The 5,003-nt window shown below is 74.0% G+C and carries 5 protein-coding genes and 1 pseudogene; 2 read left to right on the top strand and 4 right to left on the bottom strand.

What is annotated here, in order from left to right; genetic code table 11:
- Nucleotides 1–354: 354 nt before the first annotated feature.
- From ACFRMQ_RS38030 to ACFRMQ_RS38015, 4 genes and pseudogenes are all read right to left on the bottom strand, one after another.
- Nucleotides 355–499: pseudogene (locus ACFRMQ_RS38030) on the bottom strand (NAD(P)H dehydrogenase); the annotation flags it as partial.
- Between the two features lie 216 nt (nt 500–715).
- Nucleotides 716–1,117, bottom strand: coding sequence for a pyridoxamine 5'-phosphate oxidase family protein (locus tag ACFRMQ_RS38025; RefSeq protein ID WP_380735445.1), 402 nt, complete (start codon nt 1,115–1,117; stop codon nt 716–718).
- A 60-nt stretch (nt 1,118–1,177) separates the two neighbouring features.
- Nucleotides 1,178–1,807 carry an MBL fold metallo-hydrolase gene (locus ACFRMQ_RS38020; RefSeq protein ID WP_380735444.1) on the bottom strand — a complete coding sequence of 210 codons (630 nt, stop codon included), beginning with the start codon at nt 1,805–1,807 and terminating at the stop codon, nt 1,178–1,180.
- Nucleotides 1,804–2,889: an S-(hydroxymethyl)mycothiol dehydrogenase gene (locus ACFRMQ_RS38015; protein WP_380735443.1), complete on the bottom strand. Its 1,086-nt coding sequence runs from the start codon at nt 2,887–2,889 to the stop codon at nt 1,804–1,806. The genes ACFRMQ_RS38020 and ACFRMQ_RS38015 overlap by 4 nt, the downstream gene beginning before the upstream one ends.
- 611 nt (nt 2,890–3,500) lie before the next feature.
- Here ACFRMQ_RS38015 and ACFRMQ_RS38010 point away from each other — a divergent pair.
- Together ACFRMQ_RS38010 and ACFRMQ_RS38005 are read left to right on the top strand one after the other, a co-directional pair.
- Entirely contained in the window at nt 3,501–4,715 is a 1,215-nt protein-coding gene (locus tag ACFRMQ_RS38010; RefSeq protein WP_380735442.1) for a cytochrome P450, read from the top strand.
- Nucleotides 4,712–4,969 (top strand): ferredoxin, encoded by a 258-nt coding sequence (locus tag ACFRMQ_RS38005; protein ID WP_380735441.1) that lies wholly within the window; start codon nt 4,712–4,714, stop codon nt 4,967–4,969. Before ACFRMQ_RS38010 ends, ACFRMQ_RS38005 begins: the two co-directional genes overlap by 4 nt.
- Nucleotides 4,970–5,003: the final 34 nt, after the last annotated feature.

Raw genomic sequence — 5,003 nt, 5'->3', positions numbered from 1 at the left:
AGGTGGGCCGGGGAGGTGGGGCTCAGGGGTGGGACTGACACGCGGCCGAGGTGACGTCCGACTCGCGGACGCCGAGCCGTGCTCCCTGGCCCCACAGGCGGTTCCGCAGGAGGCTCGCCGGGTCGGCGAACCACTGCCTGGCCGGTGCACCACGGTGGGGGTCGTGGTGGCGCGGGCCGTTCTGGGGGCGGCTCAAGCCGCCCGGGTCGCGACGGTCGGGTCGTGGTGCGTCCCCGAACGCGGCACGGCGGGCTCAGGCCGCCGGCAGTCCGCGCTTCAGGGCCCCGGCGATCTCCACCGCGCGACGGGTCTGGTGCCCGATCGCGGCGAGGGTGGCCTCGTCCACGGCCGCGTTGTCGATGGCGGCCTGCGGCGCCAGCTCGGCCACCTTGCGCAGACGCACCTCGGCTTCCGCCTTCTTCGCCGCCTCGGCGGCGGCGGTGGCGAGGGTGTGCACGCTCCCCGTGGAGGAGGAGTAGATGACGGCGACGTTCGTCATTCGGCCGTCCCTTCCTGGTCTCGATCCGGCGACTGCGGAAGAGGTTTCCGCAGTCACCGGAAGGGCGGCAATCGCGGTCGGACTACTCCGTCAGATGGGCCCGGACTCCGTCAGTTGCGAGTCCGGGAACCGGGGTGCGGCGCGGCCGGCCCGCGGGCACCCGCCCGGCCCGGTCGTTCTCGTCTGCGGGGACGACCGCTCCGGGAAGGGTCGTCCTCAGGCCCGGCCGAGCACCCGCTCGACGCTGATCTCCAGCACCACCCGGTCCGGGTTGACCCGCGGCTCGCGGTAGCGCTCGGCGTAGCGCCGCTCCGCCTCGGCGACCTGCTCGGGCTCGTCGCGGACCACCGCGACGCCCTCCAGGGTCGACCAGCGGGCGCCGTCCACCTGGCAGACCGCGACCCGCAGTCCCTCGGGCCCGGCCGCGGCGACGTTGCGGGCCTTGCGGCTGGTGCGGCTGGTGATCACCCGGGCGGTGCCCGTCTCCGGCTGGTACGTCACGCCCACCGGCACCACGTGCGGCGTGCCGTCCGGGCGGGTGGTGGTCAGCGTGGAGATGTGCCGTTCCCGCCAGAAGGCGAGGAAGGCGTCGTCGAGCTCGCGCGGGTCAAGGGCCATGGTCGCGATCGTACGGCCCCCGGGGAACGGGTGTTCCCCGGGGGCCGTACGGGCCGGGCGTCAGTGCCCGCGGGCGATCCACTCCGGCAGGGCCGGGGCCTCGGCGCCGATGGTGGTCGGGTCGCCGTGGCCGGTGCGCACCACGGTCTCGGCCGGGAGCGTCAGCAGCCGCTCGCGGATCGAGTCGATGATGGTCGGGAAGTGCGAGAACGACCGGCCGGTGGCACCCGGGCCGCCGTGGAACAGGGTGTCGCCGGTGAAGACGGTGCCCAGCTCGGGGGCGTACAGGCAGACCGCGCCCGGGGCGTGGCCCGGGGTGTGCAGCACGGTCAGCGCGGTGCCGGCCACCTCGATCCGCTGCCCGTCGGCCAGTTCGCCGTCCGGGAGGCGCTCGGGGTGGGTGAGCTTCCACAGCGGCAGGTCGTCCGGGTGCAGCAGGACCGGCGCACCGGTGCGGGCGGCGAGGGCCGGGGCCGCGTCGATGTGGTCGTTGTGCGCGTGGGTGGAGACGATCGCCAGCAGCCGGCGCCCGCCGAGCGCGGCCTCGATGGCCTCGGCGTCGTGGGCGGCGTCGATCACCACCGCCTCCTCGTCGTTCCCGACGATCCAGACGTTGTTCTCCACCTCCCAGCTGCCGCCGTCGAGGTCGAAGGTCCCGGCGGTGACCAGGCAGTCGACGCGCGCGGTCACAGGACCACCACCGAGCGCAGCACGTCGCCGCGGTGCATGCTCTCGAAGGCCTGCTCCACCTGGTCCAGCTCGATGGTCTCGGTGACGAAGGCACCGAGGTCCAGCCGGCCCTGGAGGTAGAGGTCGATCAGCATCGGGAAGTCCCGCGAGGGCAGGCAGTCGCCGTACCAGGAGGACTTCAGCGCGCCGCCGCGGCCGAAGACGTCGAGCAGCGGAAGCTCCAGCGTCATCTCCGGGGTGGGCACGCCGACCAGGACGACGGTGCCGGCCAGGTCGCGGGCGTAGAAGGCCTGCTTGTAGGTCTCCGGGCGGGCGACCGCGTCGATCACCACGTCCGCGCCGTTGCCGCCGGTCAGCTCGCGGATCGCCTCGACAGGGTCGGTGCCGCGGGAGTTGACGGTGTGGGTGGCGCCCAGCGTGCGGGCGGTCTCCAGCTTGCGGTCGTCGATGTCCACCGCGATGATCTTCGACGCCCCGGCCAGCCGGGAGCCCATCACGGCGGCGCCGCCGACACCGCCGCAGCCGATCACCGCGACCGTGTCGCCCCGGCCGACGTTGCCGGTGTTGATCGCGGCGCCCAGGCCCGCCATCACGCCGCAGCCCAGCAGGCCCGCGACGGCCGGCTCGGCCGCCGGGTCCACCTTGGTGCACTGGCCGGCCGCGACCAGGGTCTTCTCGGCGAACGCGCCGATGCCCAGCGCCGGGGACAGCTCGGTGCCGTCCAGCAGCGTCATCTTCTGCTTGGCGTTGTGGGTGTCGAAGCAGTACTGCGGACGGCCCCGCTTGCAGGCGCGACACTGTCCGCACACCGCGCGCCAGTTGAGGATCACGAAGTCACCGGGCTCGACCTCGGTGACGCCCTCGCCGACCGTCTCCACGATGCCCGCGGCCTCGTGGCCGAGCAGGAACGGGAACTCGTCGTTGATGCCGCCCTCCCGGTAGTGGAGGTCGGTGTGGCAGACACCACAAGCCTGGATCCGGACCACGGCCTCGCCCGGGCCTGGGTCCGGCACCACGATCGTGGCCACCTCCACGGGCGCGCCCTTGGCGCGCGCGATCACTGCCTTGACCTGCTGGGGCATCCGATTCCACCTCCGTCTGCCGGTGCGGCTCCGCACCGGTGTGACCTGCGACAAAACGACTGAAGACGAACTGCCCGTGAAGCGTATCCCCCACCCCGCCGACCACCGGTGAGGCCCATGGGTGGACCCGTCCCGGACCGGTGTGCTAGGGCGATTCCGTTCGAAGCACCGGGTCTCACGTGGCATGTGCCGTGCGGGTATCCGCCGGGGCTCGGCGACAACCCGGCGCGGTCCCGCCGATGGGGCGCACGATTGGCAATGCGCGCCCGTTCGTGCGCCTCGAAGTGCCTGGATCGCACCGGTGTTGGCTGGAAGTGCCGCAGACGGGCACCCCACCGCCCACGTACGGTCGTAGCAGAGACGGTCCACGCGACCACGCTCAGCACATCCGCCCCACCCGACGGCGTGTCACCGTGCGCCGCCCGCGCCGGGCGCGCACCGACCGTGCGCCCCCGCACATTTCGCGCCACGCCTCCCCCGCGGGAGCCCGACCGATCCCGGCCCGTGTCGAGCCGCCGGCCCGCCGCGTCACCCGTCCCCCCGCACCATCCCCGGATCCACCCCCCGTCGGGCCGCCCCCGCGGCCCACCGCCCTGGAGTCTGGAGTACGGATGTCCACCGAGAACAGTGCGACCAGCGCCGGCCCCGCCCCGCTCCCCCCGATGCACTGCCTGCGCCGGCTCGAACCCGGCCCGCCCCGCCTCGCCGCGCTGCCCACCGGCACGCCGGTCTGGCTGGTCAGCCGGCACGCCGACGTGCGCCAGGTGCTGACCGACCCGCGGCTGGGCCGAGCCACCCTGTACGCGCCGGACGCGCCGGCCATCAAGGTCACGCCCAGCATCATCGACGACCCGGACGGCATGCTGAACATCGACGGCACCGAGCACCAGCGGCTGCGCCGCACCGTGCAGCGGGCCTTCACCCCGCGCGCGATCGAGCGCTGGCGCCCCTGGGTCGCCTCGGTGGTCGAATCGCTGATCGACGAGCTGATCGACCACGGCTCCCCCGCCGACGTCATCGCCGCCTACACCCGCCCGCTGCCGGTCGCGGTGATCAGCCGGCTGATGGGCCTGGACAACGTGGACGGCAAGCGGCTCGGGCACTGGAGCGACCACGCGCTGTCCACCACCGCCTACACCACCGACGAGATCACCACCGCGATGGCCGAGTTCGCCGCCTTCGGCTCCGAGGTGATCGCCGAACGCCGCGCCGCCCCCGGCGACGACCTGGTCAGCAGCCTGCTCGCGGCCGCCGCCGAGGACGGCTCGATCACCGAGGGCCAGCTGGTCGTGCTGGTCATCGGCCTGGTCGTGGCCGGACACGAGACCACCATGACCAGTCTCGGCAACGCCCTGGTCTACCTGCTCCAGGACGGCCGCGAGGCCTGGCAGCGGCTCGCCTCCGACGAGGCCAGCGCCGCCGCGGCCACCGAGCAGATCCTGCGCGCCGTCCCGCTCAGCGACGCCAAGGAGCACCTGCCCGGGCTGCTGCGCCGCACCGTCGAGGACGTCGAGATCGGCGGCGTGGTCATCCCGGCCGGCAGTGTGGTCGCCGCCGACGCCCAGGCCGCCAACCACGACCCGTCGGTCTTCACCGGCGACCTGCGCACCGAGCTGTTCTCCCCGCTGGCCGCGCCCATGCTCACCTTCGGCGCCGGGCCGCACCACTGCCTGGGCGCGTGGCTGGCCCGGATGGAGATGGAGCTCGGCCTGCACCGGCTGGCCCGCCGGCTGCCCGCGCTGCGGATGGCCGACCCGGTCGAGCTGATCGACTGGCGGCGTGGCCTGGTCACCCGCAGCCCCAACGCCCTGCGGGTCAGCTGGTGACGGGCCGCGCGGACACCGAGCCGGTGATCGTCCGGGTCGACCGGGACCGCTGCATCGGCTCCGGGATGTGCGCCCTCAGCGTCCCCGACTCGCTGAGCCTCGGGGCCGACGGGCTGGCCGCTCCGCTGGCCGGATACGCCGACGGCGGAGCGGAGTTGACGGACGCCCTGAGTGAGGCGGTGGACTACTGCCCGGTCGAGGCGCTCAGCCTCCACTCGGCCCGCGGCGGCTACCGGATCGACCTCGGGGAGTGAGCCCCGCCCCGGTGGCGCCCACCGCGACGACCGC

Origin of the sequence: Kitasatospora sp. NPDC056783 (assembly GCF_042789895.1) — a bacterium.
In the GTDB taxonomy this organism is placed as follows: Bacteria; Actinomycetota; Actinomycetes; order Streptomycetales; family Streptomycetaceae; genus Kitasatospora.
The sequence above is the reverse complement of the archived record's forward strand: the minus strand, read 5'-3'. Positions and strand labels throughout refer to the sequence as shown.

Coding starts and splice junctions, on each gene's coding strand:
- ACFRMQ_RS38025 (WP_380735445.1), bottom strand. CDS start 1,117: ATGGCCCTTGACCCGCGCGAGCTCGACGACGCCTTCCTCGCCTTCTGG.
- ACFRMQ_RS38015 (WP_380735443.1), bottom strand. CDS start 2,889: ATGCCCCAGCAGGTCAAGGCAGTGATCGCGCGCGCCAAGGGCGCGCCC.
- ACFRMQ_RS38010 (WP_380735442.1), top strand. CDS start 3,501: ATGTCCACCGAGAACAGTGCGACCAGCGCCGGCCCCGCCCCGCTCCCC.